Source organism: Pseudoduganella rhizocola (genome assembly GCF_045984285.3).
In the GTDB taxonomy this organism is placed as follows: Bacteria; Pseudomonadota; Gammaproteobacteria; order Burkholderiales; family Burkholderiaceae_D; genus Rugamonas.
In genome coordinates this window covers 169025-194975 of sequence record NZ_JBJQIK030000008.1, presented here as the reverse complement: position 1 = coordinate 194975, position 25951 = coordinate 169025, and the positions used below count along the sequence as shown (strand labels likewise).

Sequence of the window (25951 nt, the reverse complement as noted above, 5' to 3'; positions counted from 1 at the left end):
TGGCACTAAGGAGACCGCATGACACAAACGCTGAATGCAGAGCAGACCGCAGCCCTGCTGCCATACCCCCAGCTGGTGCGCGCACTGCGCACTGCCGTGGCCGAGCTGGCGCAGGGCGCCATCCTGTGTCCTGCGCGCCAGGTGGAGCCTCTGCAGGACGGTGCGCTGCTGCTGTCGATGATCGCCACGGCGCAGGACGTTGCCGTGCATAAGCTCATTTCAGTGGTGCCGCAGAATCCCGCGCGCGGCCTGCCGACCATTTCAGGCCGCGTCAGCGTGGTCGATGCCGTGGATGGCATGGTGCGGCTGGTGCTCGACGGCGCCACGGTCACAGGCCGCCGCACGGCCGCCCTGTCGATGCTAGGCGTCGAGGTGCTGCTCGGGCGCGCACCGCGCCATGTGCTGCTGGTTGGCGCCGGCACGCAGGCCCTGAACCATGCGCAGGCACTGGCCGCGCTCTATCCCGAAGCGCGCCTCAGCGTCGTCGCCCGCAGCCCCGCTTCCGTCACCGCGTTCTGCGCGCAAGCGCCCGGCACACGGGCAGGATCGCTCGCGGACCTTGCCGAAGATATTGACCTCGTCATCACCTGCACCACCAGCAGGCAGCCGGTCTATCAGCACGCCGCGCGCGCGGGCCGGCTGCTGATCGCCGTGGGCGCCTTCAAACCGCATGCGGCCGAAATCGCATCGGCGACAGTGCGCGCCAGCCGCATCTTCGTGGACGATCCGCACGGCGCGCATCACGAGGCGGGAGACCTGCTGCAGGCCGGCATCGACTGGGCGCAGGTGAAAGGCATTTCCGCAGCCCTCGATGGCGTGCCGATGGCCGATACGGAAGCGGTGCTGTTCAAAACCGTGGGCTGCGCCGCCTGGGATCTTGCCGCGGCGCGCGTGGCGCTGGCGAACAGCGGCTAGGCCCGCCGGTCGAGCCAGCGGCCGCCGAACAGCACGCAGACCAGCGCGGCGGCGATCAGGGCGATGCCGGCCCATTGCCAGCCGGTGATGGTGTCGCCCATCGCCAGCATGCCCGCGGCAATGCCCACTACCGGCACGCCAAGGCTGAACGGCGCCACGCGGTTGGCCGGGTGGCGCTTCAGCAGGCCGGTCCACAGCGCATAGCCCACGATCGTGGCCATCCAGCCCAGGTAAGCGATGGCGGCCCAGGTGCTGAACGGTGCGTTCGTCCAGTGCCAGCGCGCTTCCGGAGCATCGAAAGCCAGCGACAGTGCGATGAAGGGAATGATGGGCCAGATGCTGGCCCACACGAGGAAGCCCACCGGATCGAACTCCGGCGTGGCATGCTGCGCGCGCCGCACCACGATATTCGACGCGGCCCACATCGACGCGCCGGTGAGGCAGAGCAGGAAGCCGCCGAGCGTGGTGCCGCTGTGGTCCTGCGCGCCCGCATAGTTCATGCCGAAGCAGAGCAGGCCCGCAGCGGCCAGGAGCAGTCCGGCGATCAGCGCGCGGCTGGGGCGTTCGCCCAGCAGCACAAAGCCGTACAGGGCGGTGAAGAACACCTGCGTCTGCAGCAGCACCGAAGCCAGCGATGCGGACATGCCGACCTTCAGCGACAGGAAAACAAAACCGAACTGTCCCACGCCCTGGAACAGGCCGTAAAGGGCGAGCCACTTCAGGGGCAGTTTGGGCGGCTTGATGATGAAGACCAGCGGCAGCACCGCAAACAGATAGCGCCCGGCTCCCATCTGGAACGGCGTGAAGTCGCGCAGGCCGATCTTCATGGCGACGAAATTGGTGCCCCAGATAAGCACCACGCTCAGGGCTGCCAGCAGGTCGCGGCCGGTGAGCGGGGCGGTATTCATTCCGCTTCCCTGCTGACGTTGCGTTCGATCGCCTCGCTATGGACGATGATCTTCTCCGCATCGGCCTGCAGCAGGCGGATGCGGCGCTGCACCAGCGGCCAGCCGGACCATGCCACGGATGCCGGCGGCGGCGCTTCCCCTGCCCCGGCTGGAACGAGGACCACCGTGGCCGTCATGCCATGGCGCGCCAGCGCCTCCGTCAGTGTGCGGCATACCTGCCTGTGGCTGTGCGCCAGCATCGCATTCACCTCGTCCGCAGGAATATCCTTCACATGGCGGCGCAGGATGGCGCGCAAGGCGGCAACGTGCGCCACCAGCAGGTAGTTCTGCACGATGAAGAGATTGATGTCTTCCATCGCTCGCTGCTTGCTTGCCGGTTCGTCCAGCATGCGCACCATGGCGGCGCTCAGGTCCGCCAGGCTGTCCATCAGTCCCTTGCGCTGGATGCGGTAAGGGAAGTCGTTCCGGCAGTCACCGCGCAGCAGCTCGAAGCTGGCCTGCATATAGCGCAGGTTGGCCTCCAGCACGCGCCGCACCAGGCGTGGCAGCGACTGGTACTCCCAGTTTGCCAGCACGAAGCTGAACACCGTGGCCACGGCTGCGCCGATCAGGGTGTCCGTCAGGCGCTCGGACACGGCGCTCAGCGTACTGCCCGCCGCAAGGTTCATCTGCAGCAGGATCATCACGCTGACGGCAATCGCCGCATAGCGGTAGCGCAGGTAGACGAAGGTCGGCGTGGCAACGGTCGACAGCACGAGGGCGGTGAGGATCACGGCCGGGTAGTTGAACCAGGTGAGTATCACCGCCGTGATGATGCAGCCGATCACCGTGCCCACGATGCGGTCGGTGCGGCGCTGCTTGGTCATACTGAAGCTTGGCTTCAGGATAATGACGATGGTCAGCACGATCCAGTAGCTGTGCGCAGTATACGGGAGCAATGCGCCGATCAGCAGCCCGGTGGCAATCGCCAGTGACACCCGCAGCGAGAAGCGGAAAATCGGCGAATCCATGCGGAAGTGCGACAGCATCACTTGCAGCTCGTACTTTTGCTGCGACAGGAAGGGCTGCATGTCCGCATCCTTCCAGAACGGTGTGCTGTCGTATACGCGCTGGCTCGCTACATGCAGTTCGCCGATCATATTGATGATCGCGCGTACCTTGTTACGCTGGGCGCGCAGCACGGCCAGCGCTTCCTGCGCCGGTTTGCCCGCATCCACCGCGGCCTGCAGCTGCACCAGCTGTTCCTCGATGGCCTTCATCTCCGGTTCGTAGCTGATGGAGGGGAAGGAGGCCCGTTTGCGCGTGACCGCATACGCCACGGACTCGATATCGCGCGCCGCCTTGTAGGCCAGGCCGTGCAGGCTGGCCAGCGCCGGCGAATCGGCGAGGTGGGCGCGCAGCTGCGCATAATCGGTGTGCGTGGACAGCACCTGCTCGTACAGGTCCAGCATGCACACGTGGATCTGCACGACGATGGCGTCCTTGCGGTTATTGTGTGCACGCAGGATCAGGTCGCGCGAGGCCTGCTGGCGGTCCGCCAGCAAAGCCTGGTGCCGCACGAGTTTGTTGAACTGTTCGTTCAGGTTGTAGCGGGTGTCGTAGAAGTCGGCCTTGATGTCGATGTAGGCGGCCAGCTCGAACAGCGCCTCCGCCAGCACCTGCTGCTTGATGCGGTGGCGCAGCAGCCAGGAAACGCCCATGGCATAGGCCAGGTAGGCCAGCGCACCAACCGTGAACAGGCCTGCGTGCAGGAAGGACTGCGCCGGCGTCAGCTGGTGTTCCATCGACATTGTCATGATGAACAGCGTGGCCAGCTGCAGCGGCATCGACTTCTTGCCGTAGACGACCATCATGCTGGCGAAGAAGCTGATCAGCACCAGCATCGTCATCAGCAGCCAGTAATACGGCCCGCACAGGCTGATGAGCAGCGTAACGACGCTGCACAGCAGCACCGAGGCCGTCATCTCATTGAGCTTGTGGCGCAGGGGACTGGGCAAATCCATCAGCGCCGTGCACAGCGCGCCGATGCCCACCGTCATGGCGGTATGCATATCGGACAGCTGCAGGGTAAACCAGATGATGCCCACCAGGCCGGCACCGAAGCGCAGGCCGAGGTGGAAGTAGTGACTGTAGAAGAAGGTGCGCGGGCTTAGTGCGTAGTGCATGGAATCGACAGCACCGGATAGCGGCGCCATTCCGGCTCCGCATGGCGCGCGCAGTTGTGGAGGATGAAGTGCAGCACCGCATCCTGGTTCGACAGCAGCTCCGGATTGGCGGCCTTCCATGCGTCGAACTTCGCCTTCAGTTCAGGTTCGGTGCGCAGCAGTTCAAGGGCCAGGTCTTCGAACACGTAGTCCGAAATCGCCTCCTTCTTCTCCAGCACGGAGTTGAAGAAGCCCCAGCGGAAGAAGCTGTCGTGCGCCTGCGGCTCCAGCGTTTCCACCGCATAGCGCGCATTGTCCTGGTCCAGCGGGATATACCAGTCGCCGGCGTTGACGGTGAAGCTGGCTTCGTGCTGTTCCACTTCCACCACGTCGTGGAACATATGGCCTTCGTAGGCGTGGCCGCGGGTGCTCAGATCGCCGATCCGGTAGTAGCGCGCGGTCAGCGTTTCCGGCTTCTCGAAACGCGTCATCTGCACGCCGTTCCACTGCAGGCGTTCCACCACCTCGCGCCACTGCTGCGGCACGATATAGGCCTTGGGCGCCTGCACCTTCACGTCCGGCAGGTAGTTGGTGTACCAGGCGATGTCGCGTTCCCAGGGCTTGCTGCGGTCGTAGGAAAGGCGCGTATAGTTGCCCAGCACCGAAGGATGGCGCTTCGCTTCGTAGCCCTTGAAGCGGAAGGTGGCTGGATTGGCTTCGTCCATGGTCCAGCTGATGGCCCATTCCTTCTGCTTGCGCTGTGCTGCCTTTGCCTCGGCGCGCAGCTGTTTGATCTGGTCCCCATGCGAGACGGTAAAGGCCATCGTCACTTCCACCAGCGCGCGCATGGACTCGTAGCGGTCCTTGAAAGGCTTCAGCATATGCGTTTCCGGCATGAAGCCGATGATGTTGTGCAGGGCGGTGAAGCCGGTGGAGAAGCGCGGCACTTCGAGGAAATCGGCGATGCCGTCGTCCGGCGTATCCTTTACCGGGTTCACGTAAGGGCAGGTCGGCCAGCCGCGCGCATCCATGTCCTTGTAGATCCGCGGCAGCATGGTGTCGCGCAGGAAGGGGCCGAGGCCCGAGCCCAGCTTGTCCGCCTGCGTGTGGATCAGCGTCATCGTATACGTATAGTCGGCGCCGTTCGAAGTATGGGTATCGACCATAACGTCCGGATCCCAGGCCGTAATCAGCTTGTTGAAGAACTGCGCATTCAGCGTATCGCACTTGATGAAGTCGCGGTTCAGGTCCAGGTGGCGGCTGTTGCCGCGGAAGCCGAACTGCTCCGGGCCTTCCTGGTTCGGGCGCGAAGTATTGGCACGGTTCCAGCAGCCGTCCACGTTATACACCGGCACGAACAGCAGCACGGTCTTGCCGAGCGCGGCGAGGCGCGCCGGCTCGAAGCAGAAGTCGCGCACGATGGCCATGCAGGCGTCGATACCTTCGGGCTCGCCCGGATGGATGCCATTGTTGTTGAAGAAGACCGTGCGGCCTTCGCGTTTGATCTGCTCGCGGTCGAACACCCCATCCGCGCTCACCACGCCCACGTGCAGCGGAATGCCCATATCGGACACGCCGGCCTGCTCGAAGCGCAGCACCTGCGGAAAACGGCGCGCCAGCTCCTCGTAGAAAGCGATGCAGTCGCTCCACAGGGTGGTCTGGTTCTGGTTGCCCTTCTCGTAGGGCGTGAGCATATCGTGTGGCATGACAGGGGAGTTTAGGAAGACGAGCCGGAATTGTAGCACTCGCGCATCTTGAGAAAATTCATATTCTGATGGCTTCCGGCGTGCTATCTATGGCATTTTCCGCTGGAGACCGCCGTGAAAGCCGTGATTGTGCTTCTTGCCATGCTGTGTTGTTCGGAGACCTGGGCCCGGCGCTGCGAACTGCGCTTCAGCGGCGAGCTGACGGTGCTGGCCCGGCATGGCGGCATCAGCGTGCTGGCCGATGCCGGGCAGGCGGAAGAAGACCCTGCGGCCGACCTGTCCCTGCGCACTCCCGCGCCAGGCGACGCGCCGCTGATGGCCGCAGGCCGGGGCTTGCCGGTATGGGGGGCAGTGCAGCTGCAGAAAGGCCGTGCCGCGCTGCGGCTGACGGCTCTGCCGGGCCAGGCCGCTCTGCTGGACTTCAGTGGCAGCGCCGGCGCATGCCGTATCTATATCGGGCCCCGCGCCATGCGGGACGAAGAGATTGCCCTCATCCCGCAGCATTTTCCCGGCGCCGATATCGTGTTACCGGGACGGGCCGGCAGGCGCATGCTGGGCGTTGTGACGCCGGCCGGTTCGCTCAGGCTTACCGTGCCGGTGCCGGGCGAGATATACCGCTTCAAGCCTGTGCGGCGTTAGCCTCGATCCATTTCGCGAAGGCCGCGCCGAACTTGCCCAGCGTCTCGCGCGTTCGCTCATTCACCACCTTGCCCTGTTCGTCCAGATAGGTAGCGGAGCTGCCAATGTAAGGATCGGGCGCCGGCATCACGGCTACATTGAGGCCGACCAGGGTCTGGCGCACGTGGTGGTTCGCCGCGAAGCCGCCGATGGCGCCCGGCGACTGCGATACCACGCCTGCCGGTTTGCCGTTCCACACGCTATGGCCGGCGGGCCGGGAGCCGATATCGATGGCGTTCTTCAGCGCGGCCGGAATCGAGCGGTTGTGCTCAGGCGTTACGATGAGCACCGCATCCGCCGCCTTGATCTTGCTGCGCAGCGTGGTCCAGCTGGCGGGCGGCGCGCCGCTGTCGTCCAGGTCCTGGTTGTAGAGCGGGAGGTCGCCCAGTTCGATGAACTCGAACTCCAGCGAGGACGGCGCCAGTTCGGCGAGGGCGTGGGCATATTTGCGGGTCAGCGATTCCTTGCGCAGGCTGCCGATGAGGACTGCTACTTTGCGGTTGGCCATATAAGCTCCGGTGTTTGAACAATCCGCAGATCGTAAACGAAAAAAGCCGCGCGTGTGCGCGGCTTCCGGTGAGCGGCCGTGATTACTCGGCGCCCATTTCCTTCAGCAGGTTATCGGCCTTGTCCACATACTTCATGTTCCACAGGATGTAGCGCAGGTCGACCTGGATATCGCGGGTGTTGGCCTTGTTGAAGTCCCAGTCCGAGATGATGGAATCCAGCGTGCCGTCGAAGGCCAGGCCCACCAGCTCGCCCTTGGCATTCAGCGCAGCGGAACCGGAGTTGCCGCCGGTGATGTCCAGCGTCGCCAGGAAGTTCACCGGCACCGTCTTCAGCTTCGGATCGACATACTTGCCGAACTCCTTGCGCTTGATCGCGTCCAGCTGCGCTTGCGGCGCATTGAACTCGCCTTTGCCAGTGTGCTTGGCCGTTACGCCGTTGACGGTGGTAAAGGCGGTCCAGGCGGTGCCGTCGGCGCCGTGGTCACGGCCGGCGATATTGCCGTAGGTGACGCGCAGTGTGCTGTTGGCATCCGGGTACACGGCCTGGCCCTTGGTCTTCATGAAGGCGATCTTGGCCTTCATGTAGCTGGCGTAAGCCTGCTGGATATTACCGGCCAGTTCTTCCTCTTCCGCTTCCGACTTCATGGAGGCGTCGAACATCGCCACGGCAGCCTTGATGAAGCTGTCGTTCGATGCCTGGAAGTCAGCCGGCTTCTTGTCCAGCCATGCGCTGCGTGCGGCGGCGTCGCCCAGCTGGGTGCCTGCGTACAGCTTGTCCAGAGCTGCGGACAGCTCGGCATCGCTCATGCCCTGGCGGATGCCCAGCGCGCTGTTGAAGGAAGCCTTCTGCTCGGCGGCAGGCTGCGCCAGGTAGTTCTTCATGTGGTGCATGGCGATGGCCTTGTCCACTTTCGGATCATAGGTGCGCGCCACGGAGGCAACGCTGGCCTGGAAGCGCTTCAGGTCGCGCGTCTGGTAACCGGCCTTGCGGTCGGCGTCAGGCTTCTGCGATTCCACCGACAGGCGGTACAGCGCGCGCGCCAGCTCCAGCAGGCGCGGCTGCGAATAGCTGTAATTGAAATCGGCCTTGGTGTCGGCATCGCGCTCGGCGATCAGCTTTTCCACCTTGTCGATATCGGCTGCGTATTCAGCCTTGCGTCTGGCGTCCGCATTCACCCACTTCTTCAGCTCTTCGTGCTGCGCCGTTTTGCGCGCCAGGAAATCGCTGCCCGCGTAGGAGTCGATCATGCCCTGGCGGTTCTTGTAGTAGTTGTTGATGCTGGCCACGCGGCTGGCGTATTTCAGCGCGGTGTCCTTGTTGTCCTTCGTTTCGCGGTCGATGATCGCCAGCGTTTCGCCGGAGGCTTTCACGAATGCCGGATAGTTCCAGTCGAAGGTAAACGCCACTTCCGATGGCAGGCGGTGGCGGTTGGTGCGGCCCGGGTAGCCCATCGCCATCACGAAGTCGCCTTCCTTCACACCTTCCTTGGCCAGCTTCAGCACGTGCTTCGGCACGTACGGCACGTTGTCCTTGCTGTAGTCGGCGGCCTTGCCATCCTTGCTCACGTATGCGCGGTAGAAACCGTAGTCGCCGGTGTGGCGCGGCCACATCCAGTTGTCGGTGTCGCCGCCGAATTTGCCCACGCCTTCAGCCGGCGCGTGCACCAGGCGCACGTCGCGGATCTCCAGCTGCTTGATCTGGTAGAACTCCAGGCTGCCGTAGAACGCGGACACGGTGCAGCGGTGGCCTTCGTCTTTCTCGCACTGGGCAACCAGCGCCTTCTGGTTCTTCTCGATCGCGTCGCTGCGCGCCTTGCCGCTCAGCTTTGCCACTTCCGGCGTGATGACCTTGTCGGTGACGTTCAGCACTTCCTTGGTGACAAAGATGCGGCTGCCCGGAGCGGCCGGCACTTCTTCGGCGAAGCTGTGCGCCACGAAGCCGTTGGCCAGCAGGTTGCGCTCAGGCGTGGAGTTGGCGGCGATGCTGCCATACACGCAATGATGGTTGGTGATGACCAGGCCTTGCGGCGACACAAAGGAAGCCGAGCAGCCGCCCAGGCTCACAATCGCGCCGGCGGGAAATTCGGTCAGCTTGGTCAGGGAATTCGGATCAAGTTTCAGGCCGGCGGCTTTCAGTTGTTTTGCAATCTGCGGCAGCTGCTGCGGCATCCACATGCCTTCGTCGGCATAGGCTGCGCTGGCGCTCAGGATGGCGAGCGCAAGAAGTGATTTTTTCATTATGGGTTGTCCCGGTGGTTGAGGCGTCTGAGAGTATCCCCACGACGTTTCGATTCGTCAACCTGAAAACGCTGCCATTCCGGATTGGTGCGGCGCACCATGTTGTGTTCCGCACAAATAAAAAAGCCAACGCTTTCACAGCGTTGGCTTTTGTAAGGTGCGAGGCGTGCTTATCGCGCGCGGCCGCGGAATACCAGGTTCACGATCGCCAGCAGGATCACGGCGCCGAGGAAGGAGACCACCAGCGACATTACGCTGAAGTCATCCGAGTTGATGGTTCCGGTGCCGAACAGCGGCGACAGCAGCCAGCCACCCAGCAGGGCGCCGACGATACCCACGACGACATTCAGGAAAAGACCTTGCTGTGCGTCGGTTTTCATAACGAGGCTGGCGAGCCAGCCGATGATGCCGCCGATGACGATCCAGATAATAAAGTTCATGTTCATTCCCCTCTTTATCGTTGACGAAATGACCGGGACGAATGCCCTGCCGTGGAGAAAAGTGTAGGCAGCGTGGAGCGCGTGGTCGGTGCGCCAGCGAACCTTTGGCGCGACATGCGGACAGGCAATCCGCTTGCCGGCTCAGCGTGCGGGAACGTACAGATGTGGCGCGGTGCGCAGCCTATCGTGTGCTGGTTGCTCTCTCTCGTAACCCGACAACGCGAAAGGAAATACCATGAATCAATACGACAAGAATTCCCGCCTGGTCACCGGCCTGTTCACTGATCGCGCGAGCGCCGAACGCGCCTACCAGCATGCCACGGCACGTGGCTACGGGAAGGATGACATCAACGTGATGATGTCGGACGATACCCGCAAAACCCAATTCAGCGGTGACACCGAAACCGAGCTCGGCAGTAAAGCCGCGGAAGGCGCAGGCATCGGCGCGGGCGTGGGCGGCGCTGTGGGCGCAGCACTGGCTGCCGTTGCTGCCGTCGGCACCACGCTGGTGCTGCCAGGCCTGGGCGTGGTGGTGGCCGGTCCACTGGCTGCCGCACTGGCCGGCGCGGGCGCAGGCGGCCTGACGGGCGGCCTGCTGGGCGCACTGGTCGGCGCAGGCATTCCGGAAGAGCGCGTGAAGCACTATGAAGAAGGCCTGAAAAACGGCGGCATCGTGATGGGCGTGAACACCCGATCGGATGAAGACACCGCGCACATCGAACAGAGCTGGAAAGACAGCGCAGGCCAGCACGTGATCGGCACCGGCCTTGGTGCTGCAGGCGGTGCGGCTGCTGGCGCCGCGGCGGGTATCCCGGGCGGTCCGGTCGGCATGGCGGCAGGCGCGGTGGTGGGCGGCATCGCCGGCGGCCTTGCCGGCAAGGGCGCGGCCGAAGTCGTGAACCCGAAAGCGGGCGATGACCTGAGCGACCACCACATGGCAACCGGCGTGGGCGCAGGCGGCGGCGCGATGGCCGGCATGGCGCTGGGTGCGGCAGCAGGCCCTGTGGGCATGGCGGCAGGCGGCGCGATCGGCGCACTGGCCGGCGGCATGGCCGGCAAGGGCGTGGGCGGCCTGGTGAATCCGGCGGACGAAAAAGTCTACTGGCAGGACAACTACCGCAACGAGTCCTACTACAACCCGGCCTACACCTACGACGACTACGATCCAGCCTACTCGCTGGGCTACACGAGCCGCGGCCGTTATGCAGGCACCTGGGATGAAAGCGAAAACAACCTGCGCAACGACTGGGAAAGCGTGAAGGGCCAGTCGCGCCTGAGCTGGGAACAGGCCAAGAGCGCTACCCGCGCTGCGTGGGACAAGGTGGAACGCGCCATCCCCGGCGATTCCGACCGCGACGGCAAATAATCGTCAGAAGTAGAATCAGAAGTGCCAGCGCAGCGCCACCGTGGCGCTGTGCTCATCCTGCAGGGGCGCCTGGCCCATCTGGCTGCGCGCCCCGCGTTCGCTGCGGATGCGCAGCAGTTCCGCCACCAGCTCCAGCGACGCCTGCAGCGGCATGCTGTAGGCCAGCGCGATGCCATGGCCGCGCTCATCGTTCGGATCCTGCGGCAGCGCGTCGTGGCCGGTGGTGCTGAAGCGGTCGTAGCGGACGGCCAGCTTGCCCTTGCCGACCGGGTGCGCCGCCAGCGCATACCAGGCGCGGAAATCGAGCGCCACGCCGTTCTTGCCCATCAGCGTATCGCCGCGCATCGCCTGCATCATCAGTTCCCATTGGCCGGTCGGGCGCAGCACGGCGCTCACATGGTCGAAGCGCGTGCGCCAGCCGTACTGGCCATCCACCACCACCAGCGGATCGGCGCGGTTATCGTAATGCAGCGCCGCCAGCTCAAGGCGCGTGCCGTAACGGTATTGCGCGCCCGCGTAGTAGCCGAGGCGCCCATCCAGTTCGCGGAAAGGATGGATATTGCGGGTCTGGCGCGGAATATCGCCATCGCTGCGGTACACCGGCAGGTCCGGCAGCCGCACGGATTCGTTCAGGCCTGCGATGCGGTCGCTGATGGTCCAGCCGCGCCAGGCGAGCAGCGTGCCGGTGGGATCGTTGCCGCGGTAGAGCGCAGCGGTAAGGCCGAAATCGTGCGGCGAGCCTTCGAACTTGCCGCTCCTGAGCAGCTGCACCTCGAGGCCCTTGGCGCGCAGTTCCTCGCCGATCCAGCTGTTGATGGCGGACGATGAGATGGTGCGCACCGGCGTCCACGCGATATCGTCATAATCGATTTCCACGCTGGTCTGGGGGAAGAAGGCGCCGAGCTTGGTTTTGATTTTCCATGCGCCGGACGGCAGCGGATTCCATGCCAGCCAGGCTTCGCGCACATCCACCACGCCGTGATGCCGGTCGTCCGCGCTGAGCGCCACCGAAGCAGTGAGCGATGCGGGCAGGTCGAAGTCGCCGCGCAGCACGGCCTGGCCGATGCCGATGCGGTCGGAACCACGGTCATAGCGGCCCTTGTCCATACCCGCTTCCAGCCAGCTGCGCCCGGCATTCGAATACCCGGCGCGCACATCCACCAGGCCGCGCCATTCGGCGGCGCCGGCGGCAGCGGGAAGCAGGGCGGCGAGTAGTAAGAGTCTGTACATGGGCATGCATCATACACATGAAAAAGCCCCTGCGCGCGGCTGCGGGCAGGGGCTTCTGGCCGGGCGGGCTTACTGCGCGGCGATCGCTTCCACCTGGATGCGCAGCGTGACTTCCGGCGCAAACGCCGGGGTGCCGAAGTTGATGCCGAAGTCGGTGCGCTTGAATTCAGCAGTGGCGTCGGCGCCGCAGACTTCGCGTTTCAGCTGCTCGTTCATCACGCATTTGAACTTGTTGATCTTCAGCGCCAGCGGCTTGGTAACACCGTGCAGCGTCAGTTCGCCTTCCACGGCAACCGGGGTATCGCCCTGGAATTTGAAGGACTTGCCCTTGTAGACGGCGGTTGGATATTTCGCGGTGTCGAAGATATCCGGCGAATTCGCGTGCGCGTTCATCTTCTCGTGGCCGAAATCGATGGAGGTTGCATCGATGGTCACTTCCATGCTGCCGGTCTTCTTCGCGCGATCCAGCTCGATGGTGCCGCTGGTCTTGTTGAATTTACCGCGCCACAGGGACAGGCCCTTGTGGTCCGCTTCAAAGCTTGGATAGGTGTGGTTAGGGTCGATGTTGTAAGTCGTTGCAAAAGCGGAGCTTGCAGCAGCGGCAGCCAGCACAGCGATCATCAGCTTCAGTTTCATACGGTCTCCAGTCAAAAAAGGAAGTGTTATTGGCCTACTACGTGGAACTTGATGGTTACTTCGTCAGCCACCATGCTGGTGTCTTTCCATTCGCCGTCACCGACGCCGAACGCCAGGCGCTTGATCGGCAGCGCGCCGTCGAAGACCTGCTTGCCGCCTTCGGTTTTTACGGTGATGGGGAAGCTCACATCGGCAGCCCTGCCCTTGATGGTCAGCTTGCCGGTGACGGTCAGCTTGCCTGCGCCCGCGCTCTTGATCGCGCTCGAGACGAAGCTCGCTTTCGGGAACTGGGCGGAGTTGAACCACTCCTTCTTCGCCACTTCCTTGTTCATTTCCGCGTCGCCCACGTCGAGGCTCGCGGTCTCGATTTCCACAGTGGCCTTCGAGGTGTCGGGCGCCGCAGCGTTATAGTCGATCACGATATTGTACTTTTTGAACTTCGCCTCGACCGGCACATTCATCTGCTTGAACACGGCGGACACGGTGGTCTTGGCCGGATCGGTTTTCAGGACAGCGGCGCTGGCAGCGAGCGACAGGCCAAGCAGGCCGAGCAGCAGGGTTTTCTTCATTGTTGGAGCTCCATAGGGAAAGGATCAGGGCAACATGCGTTTCAGCACGTCGTCGCGGTCAATGAAGTGATGTTTCAGGGCAGCGCCCACGTGCGCCAGCACGGCGGCGAGCAGCAGCATGTTCAGCCAGTAATGCACGGGCTTGAACAGCGCCTTCAGTTCCGGCGAGCCCTCGAACAGGGCGGGAATCTGGAACAGGCCGAGATACACCACAGGCACATTGGCCGCAGTTGTGTACAGATAACCTGAAAGGGGCACCGCGAAGATCAGCACATACAGCAGCACATGCGTAGCGTCGGCCGCCTTCACCTGCCAGGCAGGCATGCCGGGCGGATGCGGAGGCGGCGTATTGGCCTTGCGCCACAGCAGGCGGACAGCCGCCAGCGCGAGCACGGTCACGCCCATCCACTTATGCCAGGAGTAATACTTGAGTTTGGTCGGCGTAATACCGGGAATATCGACCATCACCAGGCCCATGGAAAAGGCGGCAACGATCAGCCCGGCGCTTAGCCAGTGCAGCAGCATGGCGGTCTTCGTATAGCGTTGCATCGGCTTCTTTCAGGAAAATAGTACGTGTTAGGACTAAATATACCAAAGAAACGCAAACTGCGCAGAACGCCGACTCTACCCCAACTTTTCCATCCCCGCATAACACATGAGCCCGTGTCCACCTTGGGGTCAGGCACCAAGGTGGACACGGGCTCATGTAAACAGGGGGTGACACCTGGGTGCCTGACCCCAGGGTGTCAGATGGCTTTTGCGAGCTGGGCGGCGATGCCGGTGTAGTTGGAGGGGGTCATCGCCAGCAGCAGGTCCTTGGCATCCTGCGGGATCGCCAGCCCGGTGATGAAGTCGCGCAGGGCTTCCTTCGAGATGCCTTTGCCGCGCGTCAGTTCTTTCAGCTGCTCGTAGGGATTTTCGATGCCGTAGCGGCGCATCACCGTTTGCACCGGCTCGGCCAGCACTTCCCAGTTCGCGTCGAGGTCGGCTTCCAGGCGGGCCGGGTTCACTTCCAGCTTGTTCAGGCCGCGCAGGCAGCTGTCGTAGGCCAGCAGGGCGTAGCCGAGGCCGACGCCGATATTGCGCAGCACGGTGGAGTCCGTGAGGTCGCGCTGCATGCGCGACACCGGCAGCTTCTCCGACAGGTGCTTCAGCACCGCATTCGCCAGGCCCAGGTTGCCTTCCGAGTTCTCGAAATCGATCGGGTTCACCTTGTGCGGCATGGTGGAGGAGCCGATTTCGCCGGCCTTCAGCTTCTGCTTGAAGTAGCCCAGCGACACATAGGTCCAGATGTCGCGGTTCAGGTCCAGCAGGATGGTGTTGGCGCGCGCGAAGGCGTCGAACAGCTCGGCCATGTAGTCGTGCGGCTCGATCTGGATCGTGTACGGATTGAATACCAGGCCCAGGCGTTCTTCAATCACCTTCTTGGAGAACGCAGGCCAGTCGAAGGACGGGTAGGCCGACAGGTGGGCATTGTAGTTGCCGACCGCGCCGTTCATCTTGCCCAGGATTTCCACCTTGCTGATGCGCTCGATGGCGCGCTGCAGGCGGGCGATCACGTTCGCGAATTCCTTGCCCAGCGTGGTCGGGCTGGCGGTCTGGCCGTGGGTTCGCGACAGCATCGGCAATTCGGCGTTCGCATGCGCTATGTCCTTCAGCTTGGCCACCAGGCCCTGCAGCGCAGGCACCATCACGCCGTCACGCGCCGCTTTCAGCATCATGCCGTGCGAGGTGTTGTTGATGTCTTCCGAGGTGCAGGCGAAGTGGATGAACTCGGAGGCGGCCACCAGCTCCGGCACGTCCTTCACTTTCTCCTTGAGCCAGTACTCCACGGCCTTCACGTCATGGTTGGTGACGGCTTCGATTTCCTTGATGCGGGCAGCGTCGGCTTCGGTGAAATCGGCGGCCAGCTTGTCCAGCAGCGCGGTGCCGGCAGCGGAAAAAGGCTTGATCTCGGCGAAACCGGCCAGCGACAGGGCCTGCAGCCAGGCGATTTCGACTTTCACGCGGTGGTGCATGAAGCCGGCTTCGGACAGGATGGGGCGCAGCTTGTCGGTTTTGGAGGCATAACGGCCGTCCAGCGGGGACAGGGCCGACAAGGTCGAATATGGAGTAGTCATGGCGGGGAGGAGAGGCAGGAAAAAAGACGATTTTACCATCCTGCGCGGCGCCCAGCCTTGCCAGCGCTGCGCCTGCGGCAACGGCCCGAATGGTATACTGGGGCCCAATCTTTCACTCATCTCGTCTATGAAACTTATTGGTTCGCTCGCCAGTCCCTACGTGCGCAAGGTGCGCGTGGTGCTGGCGGAAAAAAAGCTCGACTATGCGATTGAGCTGGAAAATGTATGGGTGCCGGAAACCACGATTCATCAGTTGAACCCGCTTGGCAAGGTGCCTTGCCTGGTGCTGGAGGATGGCTATGTGATGTATGACTCGCGCGTGATCGTGGAATACCTCGATACCCTCACGCCGGTCTGCAAGCTGCTGCCGCCGAACGGCCGCGAGCGCGTGGACATCAAGAACTGGGAGGCCCTGGCCGATGGCGTGATCGACGCCGGCGTGGCCATGCGCCTGGAGCGCACCCAGCGTCCGCCCGAACTGCAGAGCGAGGACCAGATTGCCCGCCAGATGGGCAAGGTGCAGCGCGGCATGGCCTCCATCTCGGACCGCCTCGGCGATTCTCCCTGGTGCGCGGGCAACCACTATTCGCTGGCCGATGTGGCGGTGGGCTGCGCCCTGGGCTGGTTCGCTTTCCGCTTCCCGGAGATCGACTGGCGCAGCGCCCATCCCAACCTCGGCAAGCTGTTCGACAAGCTGGCCGAACGGCCGTCCTTCCGCGACACCCTGCCGCAAAATTAAAATCCTGTAAGGATTCGGCGGGCTTCGCCGACAAAGGCTCATCAATAATTTCCAACGGGAAAGGTGAGCCATGGGACTCCGCAATCTCAAGATCAGCCGCAGGCTGGCGCTGGGCTTCGGCATGCTGATCGTCATCATGGCCGTGCTGGCCGTGACGGGAGCCTCGCGGCTGATGGCGATCGAGCGCAAGAACGCCATCATCGTGGACAAGAACTGGCTGGGCGCTTCCGCCGCCCAGGAGATCGAAGCGCTCACCCAGCAGAACCGTGGCCGCACCCTGGCGCTATTCATCAATGAGGAGCGCGAGGTGCGCGTGGCCCAATACAAGGCGATCGACGCCAATCAGCGCCGCATCGCGGAGTTGATGAAGGTGCTGGACCGGCTGGCCGCCACGCCCGCGGAACGCGATGCGCTGGCCCGCCTCACCGCCGCCTACACCGGCTTCCAGAAAGCCTATACGGGCGCCGCCGACCTGGTGGAGGAGGGCGAACAGCAGCGCGCCGTGGCCACCATGAACAGCGAGGTGGAACCCGCGCTGGACCGGGTGCTGCGCATCGTGGCCGAGATCGTCGCGACGCAAAAGCGCGATATGGAAGCCAACGGCAGCGATATCAAGCAGAACATCGTGCAATCGCGCGCCCTCGCCATCGGCCTCGGCCTGTTTGCGGTGGTCATCGGCATGCTGGCCGCGCTGCTGATTACGCGCTCCATCACGGCGCCGCTGGACGCGGCCGTGGCGCTGGCGCGCCGCGTTGCCCAAGGCGACCTCAGGGCCCACATTGCCGCCCGCAGCCGAGACGAAACGGGCCAGCTGCTGTCAGCCCTGGCCGATATGAACGGCAGCCTGGTCAAGGCCATCACGCAAGTGCATGCCAGCACGGAGAATCTCGCTGCCGCTTCGGACGAGATTGCCGACGGCAATGCCGATCTCGCCGCCCGCAGCGTGGAACAGTCCGCCTCACTGCGCAGCGCCTCGGCCATGATGAACGAGCTTACCGCCACCGTGCGCCAGACCGCGGGCAGCGCCGAGCAGGCCAACCGCCTCGTCAACGACGCCGCCGGCGTGGCCTCGCGCAGCGGCCAGGCCTTCAGCGATGCGGTGAGCACCATGGGCGCGATTCGCGACAGTTCGCGCAAGATCGTGGAGATTATCAGCGTGATCGACCAGATCGCTTTCCAGACCAATATCCTGGCCCTGAACGCTGCGGTCGAAGCCGCCAGGGCAGGGGAGCAGGGGCGTGGCTTTGCCGTGGTGGCGGGCGAAGTGCGCAACCTGGCGCAGCGCAGCGGCGTGGCGGCGCGCGAGATCAAGCAGCTGATCGACAGCTCGGTGGAGCGCATCGGCCACGGCACCGAAATGGTGGACAACGCAGGCCGCACCATGCATGAGCTGATCGCTTCGGTGACGCAGGTGGCGGGCATCATGGACGGCATTGCCGCCGCCAGCCGGCAGCAGGCGGCCGGCATCGAGCAGGTGCACCGCAGCCTGGGGGAAGTGGACGATATGACCCAGCAGAACGCCGCGCTCGTCAGCCAGACGGCGGCCGCCGCCGAAAGCATGCGCGAACAGACCGGCGCCCTGGGCCGCGCCGTGAGCCTCTTCCGCCTTGCCTGACGCTCCGGCCGGGCGGGCTTCGGTTACACTGTATCCCATCGCGGCTAAGGGGATGGGACGGTCATGGAACATGCGGTACTGGTCTTTGGCGAGGCGCTGGTGGATGACTTCGGAAGCCATCAGGTGGTGGGCGGCGCCCCCTTCAATGTGGCGCGCAACCTGTCCGCCCTCGGCGTGCGCACCACCATGGTCACGCGCGTGGGCAGCGACGCGAACGGCGCCCTGATCCAGGCCGATTTCGAACGCTTCGGCATGGGACTGGCCGGCCTGCAGCGCGACAGCGCCCATCCTACCGGCCGGGTTGCTGTGGCGATGCAGGACGATGGATCGCACCGCTTCACCATCCTGCCGGACCAGGCATATGACCATATCGCCGCCGGCCCCGCATTGGCGGCGCTGCAGTCGGCGCAGCCGGACATCATCGTGTTCGGCACCCTGGCCCAGCGCGGCGAGGAAAGCCGCGCCACCCTGCACACCCTGCTGGCCGCCACCCAGGCCACGCGCTTCCTCGACCTCAACCTGCGCGAAGGGCAGGTGGACGAAGCCATCGTCTTCGACTCATTGCAGCAGGCGGATATCCTCAAGGTCAACGAAGACGAGCTGCAGGTGCTGTTCGGCTGGTACTGCCACACCTGTCCCGAGACGGGGGATATGGATTGCGTGGCCGTGGAGACGGAATGCCGCGCCCTGATGCACAATTTTTCCCTGTCGGGCCTGATCGTCACGCTGGGCGAGCGCGGCGCCACCTGGTACAGCGCGGACGGCGTTCGCGTGTCCAACCATGAGGTGAAACCTCCGGCGCAATTCGCCGATACGGTGGGAGCGGGGGATGCCTTTGTGTCCGTATTCCTGCTGGGACGGATGCGCGGCTGGAGCATCGAACAGACGCTGGTGCGGGCGAATGCCTTTGCGGCGGCAAGCTGCGGTGTGGCGGGCGCCGTACCGCAGCCGGCGGAGTACGCGCCCTGGCTCGAAAGCTGGGCGCGCTGAAGCGGACTTACTCTGCGTCGGCCATCTGGCTTTGCAGGTAGTTCTGGATGCCGATCTTACCGATCAGGTCGAGCTGGGTTTCCAGCCAGTCGATATGTTCTTCGGTGTCTTCCAGGATGGTCAGCAGCAGGTCGCGCGACACGTAATCGCCCACTTTCTCCGACTGCGCAATGCCCTCCTTGATGGTGATGTGGGCGGCGCGCTCCAGCTTCAGGTCGCACTCCAGCATCTCCTGGGTCGATTCGCCGATCATGATCTTGTGCAGCGCCTGCAGATTCGGCAGGCCGTCCAGCATCAGGATGCGGTCGATCAGCTTGTCGGCGTGCTTCATCTCGCCGATCGATTCCTCGTATTCCTTCTTCGCGATCTTCTCGAAGCCCCAGTGGCGGTACATGCGCGCATGCAGGAAATACTGGTTGATGGCCGTCAGTTCATTGGTCAGCTGTGCATTCAGCAGACGGATGACGTCTTTATCGCCCTTCATGGGAGTGCTTTCTATAAGGTGGTGAATGCGAGCATTTTGCCACGTTAGCAAGGCCGGCGTAAGGGCGCGCAAGGCAGAGGGAGCAATCAGGATTGCTAACGTAAATGAAAACCATTATCATTTAGAACCTGTTTTTTATCCACGAAAGTTCCCATCATGATGCTCCACGTTCCCGGCGTCCTCACGCCCGAGCAGGTCCGGCAGTTCCGCCAGCAGCTGGCCGCAGCGGAATGGATCGACGGGCGAGCGAGCGTGGGGCCGCAGGGCGCGGCCGTCAAGCGCAACCGCCAGCTGGCGGAAGGCTCGCCGCTGTGCGTCGAGCTGGGCAACATCATCGTGCGTGCGCTGACCGCGAATCCGCTGTTCTTTTCCGGCGCGCTGCCGCTGCGCATCCTGCCGCCGTACTTCAACAGCTATACTGGCGGCGAGCATTACGGCCTGCATATCGACGGCGCCATCCGCGCCCGCAACGACGGCAGCCAGACCTTGCGCGCCGACGTCTCCACCACGGTATTCCTCAGCGATCCCGAGGAATACGAAGGCGGCGAGCTGACGGTGATGGACTCCTATGGTTCGCACGAAGTGAAGCTGCCGGCCGGCGACGCGATTGTCTACCCTTCCAGCAGCATCCATCGCGTGAACCCCGTCACCAAAGGGGAGCGCATCGCCTCCTTCCTCTGGACCCAGAGCATGGTGCGCGACGACTGGAAGCGCTCGATGCTGTTCGATCTTGACCAGAACATCCAGAAGCTGCGCGGCCAGCATGGCGACAACGAGGCCACCGTCGGCCTCGCGGGCCACTATCACAACCTGCTGCGCATGTGGGCCGAGATGTAAATGCGGTAGCATTGGCACTCCTTCTCATTTGGAGCTGCCAATGAAGATCAGCATCGAAACGACAGTCCGCGCCCCGGTGGCCGAGGTGTGGCGTGCCTGGACCTCGCCCGAAGACATCAAGCAGTGGAACGCCGCGTCGGATGACTGGCATACCGTGAGCTCCTCGGTGGACCTGCGCGAAGGCGGCGCCTTCTCCTCGCGCATGGAAGCGAAGGACGGCAGCATGGGTTTCGATTTCGCGGGCACCTACACGAAGATCGTTCCGCACAAGCTGATTGAATGCGCCTTCGGCGGCCGCAGCCTTCAGGTCGAATTCATCGAGATTCCCGGCGGCGTAACGGTGCGCGAAACCTTCGACGCGGAAGACACGCACTCCATCGAGCAGCAGCGCGACGGCTGGCAAGCCATCCTGGACAAGTTCGCGCACCACGTCGAGAATCTTCGCTGACCGGAGGGCGCCATGCCGCTGAATCCACAGGACACCTACGTCCACCTCGCGGAGAACGGCGCCGCCACCAAGATGCCCGGCGGCGATGCGTTCTGGAGTCTTCCCGAATCCGAGTTCGAGCGCGTTGCGCAGGGCTGGCTGGTGTCCGAGTTCACGTTCACGGAAGACTGGCCGAACTGGGAGATGCATCCGCACGGCGACGAGTTCGTCTACCTGCTGTCGGGCGCGCTGGAACTGCTGCTGGAGCAGCCGGACGGCGTCCAGCGCATCGCCCTGAACGGCGCCGGCGCGGTCGTGATTCCACGCGGAGTCTGGCACACCGCGAAAGTGCTGGCGCCCAGCCGTATGCTGCACATCACCCGCGGCGAAGGCACCCAGCACCGCGACATCGCGCACGACTGATTTGCCGCATAGGCCGTGGCGGGATAAGGGGTACACTGACAGATCCACACCGCCCGTGGAGGTCATATGGAACACTCGAACACCCAGCCTGCTGCGGAGCCGGGCTTCATCGAACTCCGGCTGAGAAAGCTGGAAGAGGACGTTGCCGTCATCCGATCCAATTACGTGACGAAGGAAGACCTTTACAAGGCCATGCACAGCCAGACCTGGCGCCTCGTCACTTTCGTATGCGGCTTCAACGCCGCGCTGGTCGGTGCTACCTATTACATAGCGACCCACGTCCGCTGAGACGCCTGCCGAGGAGGAGTTATGTCATCGAACACTAGCCCCGAGCCGGCCGGAAGAGATGGCATTGAGCAGCGGATAACGCGGCTCGAAAACGATGTTGCGATTATCAAAACTGACGTTGCCGCCGCCAACGTCCGCTGAGCGCGGAAAAAAAACAGCCCGCGCTGAGGAGACAGGCGGGCCTAAGAGCTCATAAATTCTGATCAGGACAGCTGGAAGTTGATCGGCACCAGCACATAGACCGGGATCGGCTTGCCATCTTCCACATACGGTTTGAACAGCGTACGCATGGCCGCCTGGCGGCCCGCTTCGTCGAGGTTCGACGATCCCGAAGATTTCTGGATAACGGCCTGCTCCGGCAGGCCCTTCTCGCTGATCAGCACACGCAGCGTCACCACACCGCTCTCGCCCATGCGGCGCGAAATCGACGGGTACACCGGCTGCGGCGGACGGATATATTCAACGGCGGACACAATGCGCGGACCGGGTGGCGCGGCCTTTACGGCAGGCGCCGGCGGGGCAGGCGGCGTGATGGCCGCAGGGGCGGCTTCAGCCTGCTTCGGCGGCTGCGGCTCATGCTGCACCGTGATCGTATTTTCGATCTGCACCGGCAGCATCGGAATAATCGGGGTAATCACAACAGGGGGCTTCGGCGCCACTTCCACCATCTTCGGCGGGGCAGGCGGCTGCTCGGGCGGCGCCACGAAGCTCACATTCACGACTTGCGGCAGCTGCTTGACCACCTCGCGCACCATCGAGCTTTGCAGCCCGTAGAACAGCGCAGCATGAATGCCAAAGATGACCGCCAACTTGCCGATCGGGCCGCGCTTTTCTTGCCAGAGTTCAGACAGGAAGGCGCCGGCGTCGCCGGAAGGGACGGTCATCGTACTCATAACAGGTTTTATTCGGTGAAGACGGGACGTTTCAGGACGGTCTCATTGACCTGCACGGCCAGGTGCTCGGTCAGCACTTCCTTGGCGCAGGGCGCGCATTTGCCGCAGCAGGTCGCCACGCCGAGGTCGCGGCGCAGTTCAGCCATGGTGCTCAAGCCCATATCCACAGCCTGGCGGATTTCGCGGTCAGAGATGTTATTGCAGACACAGACAATCATTGCTTACCTTTCAGCCACTATTGCATGTAACTTAATGAGAATCATTATCATTACGTTTCCTATTCTGCCGCAAGAGAGCGTACAATGCAAGCGGTTCATGCAAATACAAACCATTCGCATTCACCATATAATGAGTACGTTGACTTTCCCCAAAGAATCCATCGGACCCGCCATGACACTTGCCCCTACCCTGATCAATCTGGACGCCCTGGCGGCCGGAAAAAGCGGCACCGTGGTGCACGTGGCGCCCGGCAATCCGGCGGATACCGAGGACGGCGCCGACCTGGCCCGCCGCCTGATGGAACTGGGCTTCGTACCCGGCGAGCGCATCCGCATGCTGAAACGCGGCATGCCGGGCGGCGAGCCGCTTGCCATCAAGGTCGGCAACGCCACCTTCGCGCTGCGCCGCTTTGAAGCCGCGCTGATCGCCATTCAACCGGAACAATAAGTAATGGATGTAGTTGAGAAGGCCGCGCCTGCCGTGGTGCAGATGCCGATGGTCGCCCTGCTGGGCAATCCCAATTGCGGCAAGACCGCCCTGTTTAACCGTCTCACCGGCGCGCGCCAGAAGGTCGCCAACTACGCGGGCGTGACCATTGAGCGCAAGGAAGGGCAGTTCACGTCCCCGGCCGGCAACCAGTACCGCGTGCTGGACCTGCCGGGCGCCTACAGCCTGTCCGCCCATACGCCGGACGAGGAAATCACGCGCGACGTGGTAGCCGGCCTGCGTGCCGGGGAAGCCGCGCCGGAAGTGGTGGTGTGCGTCGTCGACGCTACCAACCTGCGCCTGAACCTGCGCCTGGTCCTGGAAATCAAGCGCCTCGGCCTGCCCATGATCCTGTGCCTGAACATGGTCGATGTTGCCAAGAAGCGCGGCATCGAGATCAACGCCGACAAGCTGGCCCAGGAACTGGGCATGACGGTGGTGGAAACCGTGGCGGTGCAGAGCGGCGGCGAAAAATCGCTGCTGCGTGCGCTGGACCAGATGTGGCCATTGCATGAAACGGCGGCGCGTCCGCTGGCTGCCATCGACACCGTGTCGGTTGAAGACACCCAGCGCGAAGTACGCCGCATCCTGTCCATCGTCTCCAATGATTTCCACGATACGGGCAATCTCACCGAGAAGATCGACAACGTGGTGCTGCACCCGGTGGCCGGGCCGCTGATTCTCGCCGTGCTGATGTTCCTGATCTTCCAGGCCGTGTTCAGCTGGGCCGAAACGCCGATGGACATGATTACCGCCGGCGTGGAAAGCATCGGTGAACTGGTGAAAACCCATATGGCGGAGGGCGTGCTGCGCAGCCTGATCGTCGAAGGCATCCTGGGCGGCGTGGGCAGCGTGCTGGTGTTCCTGCCGCAGATCCTGATCCTGTTCTTCTTTATCTTGGTGCTGGAAGACTGCGGCTATCTGCCGCGCGCGGCCTTCCTGCTGGACCGCCTGATGGGCGGGGTGGGCCTGTCCGGACGCGCCTTTATTCCGCTGCTGTCCAGCTTCGCCTGCGCCATTCCGGGCGTGATGGCGGCGCGCACCATCCAGAATCCGCGCGACCGCCTCGTCACCATCATGATCGCGCCGCTGATGACCTGCTCCGCGCGCCTGCCGGTGTATGCGCTGGTGATTGCCGCCTTCATTCCCGAACGCGATGTGTGGGGCGGCGTGAGCCTGCAGGGCCTGGTGCTGTTCTGCCTCTACTTCGCCGGCATTATCTCTGCCATGGGCGTGGCTTATTTCATGAAGCGCACCATGGGCGCCAAGCGCAACCAGCCGCTGATGCTGGAGCTGCCGAGCTATCACTGGCCGCATATGCGCAACCTGGGCCTCGGCCTGTGGGAGCGCGCCAAGATCTTCTTGAGCCGCGTGGGCACCATCATTCTCACGCTGATGGTGCTGCTGTGGGCATTGAGCAGCTTCCCCGGCGCGCCGGAAGGCGCCATCCATCCGCCCATCTATTACAGCATTGCGGGCATGCTGGGCCGCGCGCTGGAAGTGGTGTTCGCGCCGATCGGCTTCGGCTGGCAGATCTGCATCGCGCTGGTGCCGGGCATGGCGGCGCGTGAAGTGGCGGTTGGCGCGCTGGGCACCGTGTACGCGCTGTCCCAGACCGGCGATGAGCTGGCAACCTCGCTCGCGCCGGTCATCGCCCAGACCTGGTCCATGGCCACGGCGCTGTCGCTGCTGGCCTGGTATGTGTTTGCGCCGCAGTGCCTGTCCACCCTGTCGGTGGTGCGCCGCGAAACCAACAGCCTGCGCTATCCGCTGCTGATGGCGGCTTATATGTTCGCACTGGCCTACACGGCCTCCTTCCTCACCTACCGCATCGCCCTGATGCTGGGGAGCTGAGCATGTGGCAGGAGATCGTCGTCGGCGTGATCGTGGCCCTGGCCGCGCTGCACGCCTGCACGAAGTATCTGCCTGCCGCATGGCGCCAGCGCATTGTGTTCTTCCTCACCAAACGGGGCCTGAACCAGGACCGGCTGGCCAGAATCTTCAAGACCCAGTCCAGCTGTGGCGACGGCTGCGGTTCCTGCGGCTCCTGCGAGAGCGATGCGCCGCTGCCGCCGCCGGAAGACGGCCGCAAAGTCATCAAAATCCACAAAAAATAGACGCCGGCTGTCACAAAACCGGAGGCTGGTGCGTCTGGTGTCCATTGACCCTACAATGGACAACCATGAGCACTGAGCTGTTTACGCGGCTGCGCCCGCGCCTCTTCAATATCGCCTACCGCATGCTGGGCATCCGCGCCGATGCCGAGGACGTGGTGCAGGATGCATGGCTGCGCTGGAACGAGTCCGACCAGGGCGCCGTGCAGTCGGCCGAGGCCTGGCTGGTGACGATCACCACCCGTCTCGCCATCGACCGCCTGCGCACGCGCAAGGTGGAGCGCGAAGCCTATATCGGCTGGTGGCTGCCGGAACCCATCGTGGAACTGGACGAGCGCACGCCGGAGACGGCAGCGGAACTGGCCAGCGATGTCTCGGTAGCCGTGATGTGGGTGCTGGAGCGTCTGGCGCCCGAGGAGCGCGCCGCCTTCCTGCTGCGCCAGGTCTTCGATCAGGACTACGGCGATATCGCGGGCATGCTGGGCAAGTCTGAAGCCAGCTGCCGCCAGATGGTGAGCCGCGCCCAGGCGCGCGTGCAGCAGGAAACCCCGCGCTTTGAGGTGCCGAAGGACGCGCACCGCGAGCTGCTGGGCAAATTCATGGCAGCGGCGCAGGCGGCGGACCGCACAGCCATGAAGGAGCTGCTGTCCGCGAATGCCCAGCTGGTGGCCGATGGCGGCGGCAAGGCCACGGCCTTCATGCATACGCTGCACGGGGCAGGACGCGTGGCAGGCGTCTTCTGGTCGCTCGAACACAAATTCCCGGGGCAGGTTTCCTACCGCATGGCCTCCATCAACGGCGAACCGGGGCTGCTGCGCTATGTGGACGGCAAAATCGAATCCGCCCAGTCCTTCATTATGGACGACGGCAAGATCGTGGCGGTCTACATCGTGCGCAATCCGGACAAGCTGGCTGGCATCCCGCAAAATATTTGAGCGAAGCTGTCACAAACTGAAGAAGCCTCCCGTCTTATGGGT

Annotated in this window: 28 protein-coding genes; 14 read left to right on the top strand and 14 right to left on the bottom strand. The window is 63.6% G+C overall.

The features are described from left to right. The first annotated feature begins 18 nt into the window (after positions 1-18). Complete coding sequence (gene lhpI / locus ACJRPG_RS18280) at positions 19-915, top strand: bifunctional Delta(1)-pyrroline-2-carboxylate/Delta(1)-piperideine-2-carboxylate reductase (RefSeq protein WP_408001530.1); 897 nt, start codon at positions 19-21, stop codon at positions 913-915. Here the strand turns inward: lhpI and ACJRPG_RS18275 are convergent. The 3 genes from ACJRPG_RS18275 to ACJRPG_RS18265 are packed head-to-tail and all read right to left on the bottom strand — an operon-like array spanning position 912 to position 5673. Beyond that, positions 912-1823: an EamA family transporter gene (locus ACJRPG_RS18275; protein WP_408001529.1), complete on the bottom strand. Its 912-nt coding sequence runs from the start codon at positions 1821-1823 to the stop codon at positions 912-914. The two genes, lhpI and ACJRPG_RS18275, sit on opposite strands and share 4 nt — an antisense overlap. Further along, positions 1820-3988 carry an FUSC family protein gene (locus ACJRPG_RS18270; protein WP_408001600.1) on the bottom strand — a complete coding sequence of 723 codons (2169 nt, stop codon included), beginning with the start codon at positions 3986-3988 and terminating at the stop codon, positions 1820-1822. Before ACJRPG_RS18270 ends, ACJRPG_RS18275 begins: the two co-directional genes overlap by 4 nt. After that, positions 3973-5673: a M14 family zinc carboxypeptidase gene (locus ACJRPG_RS18265; protein WP_408001528.1), complete on the bottom strand. Its 1701-nt coding sequence runs from the start codon at positions 5671-5673 to the stop codon at positions 3973-3975. Before ACJRPG_RS18265 ends, ACJRPG_RS18270 begins: the two co-directional genes overlap by 16 nt. 114 nt (positions 5674-5787) lie before the next feature. Here ACJRPG_RS18265 and ACJRPG_RS18260 point away from each other — a divergent pair, with 114 nt between their 5' ends. Further along, a complete protein-coding gene (locus ACJRPG_RS18260; protein ID WP_408001527.1) occupies positions 5788-6312 on the top strand; it encodes a hypothetical protein in 525 nt (174 codons plus the stop codon). Here ACJRPG_RS18260 and ACJRPG_RS18255 read toward each other — a convergent pair. From ACJRPG_RS18255 to ACJRPG_RS18245, 3 genes are all read right to left on the bottom strand, one after another. Next, positions 6293-6859, bottom strand: coding sequence for an NADPH-dependent FMN reductase (locus ACJRPG_RS18255; protein ID WP_408001526.1), 567 nt, complete (start codon positions 6857-6859; stop codon positions 6293-6295). The genes ACJRPG_RS18260 and ACJRPG_RS18255 overlap by 20 nt on opposite strands. A gap of 82 nt (positions 6860-6941) precedes the next feature. Beyond that, positions 6942-9098 carry a S46 family peptidase gene (locus ACJRPG_RS18250; protein WP_408001525.1) on the bottom strand — a complete coding sequence of 719 codons (2157 nt, stop codon included), beginning with the start codon at positions 9096-9098 and terminating at the stop codon, positions 6942-6944. Positions 9099-9268: 170 nt separating this feature from the next. Then, on the bottom strand, positions 9269-9538 hold the full coding sequence (locus tag ACJRPG_RS18245) for a GlsB/YeaQ/YmgE family stress response membrane protein (protein WP_408001524.1): 270 nt from the start codon (positions 9536-9538) through the stop codon (positions 9269-9271). A gap of 235 nt (positions 9539-9773) precedes the next feature. On the opposite strand from ACJRPG_RS18245, the gene ACJRPG_RS18240 reads away from it, so the two are divergent. Next, entirely contained in the window at positions 9774-10904 is a 1131-nt protein-coding gene (locus ACJRPG_RS18240) for a hypothetical protein (RefSeq protein ID WP_408001523.1), read from the top strand. Between the two features lie 15 nt (positions 10905-10919). Here the strand turns inward: ACJRPG_RS18240 and ACJRPG_RS18235 are convergent, their stop codons facing one another. From ACJRPG_RS18235 to purB, 5 genes are all read right to left on the bottom strand, one after another. Continuing rightward, entirely contained in the window at positions 10920-12134 is a 1215-nt protein-coding gene (locus ACJRPG_RS18235; RefSeq protein WP_408001522.1) for a hypothetical protein, read from the bottom strand. A 69-nt stretch (positions 12135-12203) separates the two neighbouring features. Next, positions 12204-12770, bottom strand: a complete 567-nt coding sequence (locus ACJRPG_RS18230; protein ID WP_408001521.1) for a YceI family protein — start codon at positions 12768-12770, stop codon at positions 12204-12206. Positions 12771-12796: 26 nt separating this feature from the next. Further along, positions 12797-13339 carry a YceI family protein gene (locus ACJRPG_RS18225; RefSeq protein ID WP_408001520.1) on the bottom strand — a complete coding sequence of 181 codons (543 nt, stop codon included), beginning with the start codon at positions 13337-13339 and terminating at the stop codon, positions 12797-12799. Between the two features lie 24 nt (positions 13340-13363). Then, on the bottom strand, positions 13364-13888 hold the full coding sequence (locus ACJRPG_RS18220) for a cytochrome b (RefSeq protein ID WP_408001519.1): 525 nt from the start codon (positions 13886-13888) through the stop codon (positions 13364-13366). A 197-nt stretch (positions 13889-14085) separates the two neighbouring features. After that, entirely contained in the window at positions 14086-15459 is a 1374-nt protein-coding gene (purB, locus tag ACJRPG_RS18215) for an adenylosuccinate lyase (protein WP_408001518.1), read from the bottom strand. A gap of 127 nt (positions 15460-15586) precedes the next feature. Here purB and ACJRPG_RS18210 point away from each other — a divergent pair, with 127 nt between their 5' ends. The 3 genes from ACJRPG_RS18210 (at position 15587) to ACJRPG_RS18200 (ending at position 18803) form a co-directional block, all read left to right on the top strand. Next, entirely contained in the window at positions 15587-16198 is a 612-nt protein-coding gene (locus ACJRPG_RS18210; RefSeq protein ID WP_408001517.1) for a glutathione S-transferase family protein, read from the top strand. 70 nt (positions 16199-16268) lie between these two features. After that, the gene (locus ACJRPG_RS18205) at positions 16269-17813 is read left to right on the top strand and encodes a methyl-accepting chemotaxis protein (protein WP_408001516.1); all 1545 of its coding nucleotides are present in this window, start codon (positions 16269-16271) and stop codon (positions 17811-17813) included. Positions 17814-17876: 63 nt separating this feature from the next. Next, positions 17877-18803 (top strand): carbohydrate kinase family protein, encoded by a 927-nt coding sequence (locus ACJRPG_RS18200; RefSeq protein ID WP_408001515.1) that lies wholly within the window; start codon positions 17877-17879, stop codon positions 18801-18803. Positions 18804-18810: 7 nt separating this feature from the next. Here the strand turns inward: ACJRPG_RS18200 and bfr are convergent, their stop codons facing one another. After that, a complete protein-coding gene (gene bfr, locus ACJRPG_RS18195; RefSeq protein ID WP_408001514.1) occupies positions 18811-19287 on the bottom strand; it encodes a bacterioferritin in 477 nt (158 codons plus the stop codon). Between the two features lie 156 nt (positions 19288-19443). Between bfr and ACJRPG_RS18190 the strand changes: the two genes are divergently transcribed. From ACJRPG_RS18190 to ACJRPG_RS18175, 4 genes are all read left to right on the top strand, one after another. After that, positions 19444-20124 carry a Fe2+-dependent dioxygenase gene (locus ACJRPG_RS18190; RefSeq protein WP_408001513.1) on the top strand — a complete coding sequence of 227 codons (681 nt, stop codon included), beginning with the start codon at positions 19444-19446 and terminating at the stop codon, positions 20122-20124. 40 nt (positions 20125-20164) lie between these two features. After that, positions 20165-20572: an SRPBCC family protein gene (locus tag ACJRPG_RS18185; protein ID WP_408001512.1), complete on the top strand. Its 408-nt coding sequence runs from the start codon at positions 20165-20167 to the stop codon at positions 20570-20572. Positions 20573-20584: 12 nt separating this feature from the next. After that, positions 20585-20974, top strand: a complete 390-nt coding sequence (locus ACJRPG_RS18180; RefSeq protein ID WP_408001511.1) for a cupin — start codon at positions 20585-20587, stop codon at positions 20972-20974. Between the two features lie 66 nt (positions 20975-21040). After that, positions 21041-21262, top strand: coding sequence for a hypothetical protein (locus ACJRPG_RS18175; RefSeq protein ID WP_408001510.1), 222 nt, complete (start codon positions 21041-21043; stop codon positions 21260-21262). A gap of 203 nt (positions 21263-21465) precedes the next feature. Here ACJRPG_RS18175 and ACJRPG_RS18170 read toward each other — a convergent pair whose 3' ends face one another. Continuing rightward, positions 21466-22155 carry an energy transducer TonB gene (locus ACJRPG_RS18170; protein ID WP_408001509.1) on the bottom strand — a complete coding sequence of 230 codons (690 nt, stop codon included), beginning with the start codon at positions 22153-22155 and terminating at the stop codon, positions 21466-21468. A gap of 8 nt (positions 22156-22163) precedes the next feature. Continuing rightward, positions 22164-22373 (bottom strand): (2Fe-2S)-binding protein, encoded by a 210-nt coding sequence (locus ACJRPG_RS18165; protein WP_408001508.1) that lies wholly within the window; start codon positions 22371-22373, stop codon positions 22164-22166. Between the two features lie 172 nt (positions 22374-22545). On the opposite strand from ACJRPG_RS18165, the gene ACJRPG_RS18160 reads away from it, so the two are divergent. The 4 genes from ACJRPG_RS18160 to ACJRPG_RS18145 all read left to right on the top strand — a co-directional run bounded on the left by ACJRPG_RS18160 (position 22546) and on the right by ACJRPG_RS18145 (position 25909). Further along, positions 22546-22821: a FeoA family protein gene (locus ACJRPG_RS18160; protein WP_408001507.1), complete on the top strand. Its 276-nt coding sequence runs from the start codon at positions 22546-22548 to the stop codon at positions 22819-22821. 3 nt (positions 22822-22824) lie between these two features. Continuing rightward, entirely contained in the window at positions 22825-24714 is a 1890-nt protein-coding gene (feoB, locus tag ACJRPG_RS18155; protein WP_408001506.1) for a ferrous iron transporter B, read from the top strand. 2 nt (positions 24715-24716) lie between these two features. After that, positions 24717-24977 (top strand): DUF6587 family protein, encoded by a 261-nt coding sequence (locus ACJRPG_RS18150; protein WP_408001505.1) that lies wholly within the window; start codon positions 24717-24719, stop codon positions 24975-24977. A 65-nt stretch (positions 24978-25042) separates the two neighbouring features. Continuing rightward, positions 25043-25909 carry an RNA polymerase sigma-70 factor gene (locus ACJRPG_RS18145; protein ID WP_408001504.1) on the top strand — a complete coding sequence of 289 codons (867 nt, stop codon included), beginning with the start codon at positions 25043-25045 and terminating at the stop codon, positions 25907-25909. The last annotated feature ends 42 nt before the right edge of the window (positions 25910-25951 follow it).

Coding starts and splice junctions, on each gene's coding strand:
- bfr (WP_408001514.1), bottom strand. CDS start 19,287: ATGAAGGGCGATAAAGACGTCATCCGTCTGCTGAATGCACAGCTGACC.
- ACJRPG_RS18150 (WP_408001505.1), top strand. CDS start 24,717: ATGTGGCAGGAGATCGTCGTCGGCGTGATCGTGGCCCTGGCCGCGCTG.
- ACJRPG_RS18275 (WP_408001529.1), bottom strand. CDS start 1,823: ATGAATACCGCCCCGCTCACCGGCCGCGACCTGCTGGCAGCCCTGAGC.
- ACJRPG_RS18165 (WP_408001508.1), bottom strand. CDS start 22,373: ATGATTGTCTGTGTCTGCAATAACATCTCTGACCGCGAAATCCGCCAG.
- ACJRPG_RS18185 (WP_408001512.1), top strand. CDS start 20,165: ATGAAGATCAGCATCGAAACGACAGTCCGCGCCCCGGTGGCCGAGGTG.
- ACJRPG_RS18250 (WP_408001525.1), bottom strand. CDS start 9,098: ATGAAAAAATCACTTCTTGCGCTCGCCATCCTGAGCGCCAGCGCAGCC.
- ACJRPG_RS18205 (WP_408001516.1), top strand. CDS start 16,269: ATGGGACTCCGCAATCTCAAGATCAGCCGCAGGCTGGCGCTGGGCTTC.
- ACJRPG_RS18175 (WP_408001510.1), top strand. CDS start 21,041: ATGGAACACTCGAACACCCAGCCTGCTGCGGAGCCGGGCTTCATCGAA.
- ACJRPG_RS18190 (WP_408001513.1), top strand. CDS start 19,444: ATGATGCTCCACGTTCCCGGCGTCCTCACGCCCGAGCAGGTCCGGCAG.
- ACJRPG_RS18245 (WP_408001524.1), bottom strand. CDS start 9,538: ATGAACTTTATTATCTGGATCGTCATCGGCGGCATCATCGGCTGGCTC.
- lhpI (WP_408001530.1), top strand. CDS start 19: ATGACACAAACGCTGAATGCAGAGCAGACCGCAGCCCTGCTGCCATAC.
- ACJRPG_RS18210 (WP_408001517.1), top strand. CDS start 15,587: ATGAAACTTATTGGTTCGCTCGCCAGTCCCTACGTGCGCAAGGTGCGC.
- ACJRPG_RS18255 (WP_408001526.1), bottom strand. CDS start 6,859: ATGGCCAACCGCAAAGTAGCAGTCCTCATCGGCAGCCTGCGCAAGGAA.
- ACJRPG_RS18160 (WP_408001507.1), top strand. CDS start 22,546: ATGACACTTGCCCCTACCCTGATCAATCTGGACGCCCTGGCGGCCGGA.
- ACJRPG_RS18200 (WP_408001515.1), top strand. CDS start 17,877: ATGGAACATGCGGTACTGGTCTTTGGCGAGGCGCTGGTGGATGACTTC.
- ACJRPG_RS18220 (WP_408001519.1), bottom strand. CDS start 13,888: ATGCAACGCTATACGAAGACCGCCATGCTGCTGCACTGGCTAAGCGCC.
- ACJRPG_RS18235 (WP_408001522.1), bottom strand. CDS start 12,134: ATGTACAGACTCTTACTACTCGCCGCCCTGCTTCCCGCTGCCGCCGGC.
- ACJRPG_RS18240 (WP_408001523.1), top strand. CDS start 9,774: ATGAATCAATACGACAAGAATTCCCGCCTGGTCACCGGCCTGTTCACT.
- ACJRPG_RS18170 (WP_408001509.1), bottom strand. CDS start 22,155: ATGAGTACGATGACCGTCCCTTCCGGCGACGCCGGCGCCTTCCTGTCT.
- feoB (WP_408001506.1), top strand. CDS start 22,825: ATGGATGTAGTTGAGAAGGCCGCGCCTGCCGTGGTGCAGATGCCGATG.
- purB (WP_408001518.1), bottom strand. CDS start 15,459: ATGACTACTCCATATTCGACCTTGTCGGCCCTGTCCCCGCTGGACGGC.
- ACJRPG_RS18180 (WP_408001511.1), top strand. CDS start 20,585: ATGCCGCTGAATCCACAGGACACCTACGTCCACCTCGCGGAGAACGGC.
- ACJRPG_RS18145 (WP_408001504.1), top strand. CDS start 25,043: ATGAGCACTGAGCTGTTTACGCGGCTGCGCCCGCGCCTCTTCAATATC.
- ACJRPG_RS18270 (WP_408001600.1), bottom strand. CDS start 3,988: ATGCACTACGCACTAAGCCCGCGCACCTTCTTCTACAGTCACTACTTC.
- ACJRPG_RS18225 (WP_408001520.1), bottom strand. CDS start 13,339: ATGAAGAAAACCCTGCTGCTCGGCCTGCTTGGCCTGTCGCTCGCTGCC.
- ACJRPG_RS18265 (WP_408001528.1), bottom strand. CDS start 5,673: ATGCCACACGATATGCTCACGCCCTACGAGAAGGGCAACCAGAACCAG.
- ACJRPG_RS18230 (WP_408001521.1), bottom strand. CDS start 12,770: ATGAAACTGAAGCTGATGATCGCTGTGCTGGCTGCCGCTGCTGCAAGC.